Origin of the sequence: Micrococcus sp. HMSC31B01 (genome assembly GCF_001816085.1) — a bacterium.
GTDB lineage: Bacteria > Actinomycetota > Actinomycetes > Actinomycetales > Micrococcaceae > Micrococcus > Micrococcus luteus.
Genome location: NZ_KV825328.1, coordinates 1 through 1,382 on the forward strand (window position 1 = coordinate 1; position 1,382 = coordinate 1,382).

Consider the following 1,382-nt stretch of genomic DNA (forward strand, 5'->3'; position numbering starts at 1 on the left):
CGCGGGGCGGCGGCGGGATCCGGCCCGTCCGTGAGGACGGCCGCGGTGCGCCGGGGACGGTTCTCCGGCACGGGCGTCTCGCCGAGCAGGGCAGCGGCGCGGCGGCGCGTGGAGCTGCGGGTGACCACGGGGATGCGATCGGTCCTCACAGCGTTGGAGGCCGCGCCGACGAGCAGGTGGGGTCGTGCGTCCAGGTCCTCGCGCAGCAGCAGGCCGGAGACCGGGCCGACCTCGGGCGGGTGGGCCGCGGCGAGGGCCTGCTCGGACAGGTGGACGTCCGGGACGGGGGCCAGCTCCTCCGCCGTGCCCTCCGCGATCTCGAACGCCACCACGGTGACGTTGTCCGGGGCGCCGCCCTTGAGGGTCAGGTCCACGAGGGTGTCGACGGCCTGGTTGAGAGCCTCCGAGTCCCGCAGCACCTCGTGGATCTTCTCGGGGGAGACCACGTCCGTGAGGCCGTCCGAGCAGAACAGCCAGCGCTCTCCGGGGGCGACGGGCACCTCGAACACGTCCAGCTCGGGGGAGGCGTCCACGTCGCCGAGCACGCGCATGAGCACGTTCTTGTTCGGATGGAACGGGGCCTCCCCGGCCTCGAGACGCCCCTCGTCCACGAGCTTCTGCACGAACGTGTGGTCCGTGGTGACCTGGGAGAACTCGCCGTTCGCGAGCCGGTAGGCACGGGAGTCGCCGATGTGCGCGATGTGCAGCGTGGTCCCCGCGAGCAGGGCGGCGGTGCACGTGGTGCCCATGCCGGCGAGCTTGGGGTTGGCGTGCACCAGCTCGTTGAGGATCAGGTTGGCGTTCTGGATCTCGTCCGGCAGCACCGTGGCCGGGTCCTCGTAGCCCACCGCATCCAGCGGGGCCAGGTCCAGCACCGTGGACGCGCTTGCCACGTCGCCGCCCACGTGCCCGCCCATGCCGTCCGCGAGCACGACCAGATGACGGCCCACGTAGGCGGAGTCGTCGTTCTTGGCACGGACGCGGCCGACGTCGGAGCGGGCGGCGTAGCGGAGGACGAGGGTCATGGGTCAGGCCTCGAGCTCCATGACGGTCTTGCCGATGCGGATGGCCGTGCCGGGGCCCACGGGCACCGCGCGGGTGACGGGGGCGCCGTTGACGTAGGTGCCGTTCGTGGAGCCGAGGTCCTCGAGGAACCAGCGGGTGCCCTGGGGGAACAGCCGGGCGTGGCGGCCGGAGGCGTAGTCGTCCACGAGCACCAGGTCGGCGTCCTGGGCGCGGCCCATCAGCAGGGGACGGCCCTCCAGGGCGATGGTCTGCCCGGCCTTCGGGCCCTCGACCACCCGCAGAGTCCGGGACAGCCGCGGGGCCGGCGTCGTCGGCGCGGACGCGGCGGGGGACGGCGTCGACGCGGGCGCGGGTCG

2 protein-coding genes are annotated in these 1,382 nt (G+C 73.7%); both read right to left on the reverse strand.

What is annotated here, in order from left to right:
- Positions 1-1,025: PP2C family protein-serine/threonine phosphatase (locus HMPREF3105_RS10290; RefSeq protein ID WP_141762504.1), on the reverse strand; the 1,025-nt coding region annotated here is incomplete at its 3' end.
- 3 nt (positions 1,026-1,028) lie between these two features.
- A partial coding sequence (locus HMPREF3105_RS10295) for an FHA domain-containing protein FhaB/FipA (RefSeq protein ID WP_141762505.1) occupies positions 1,029-1,382 on the reverse strand: 354 nt, incomplete at its 5' end.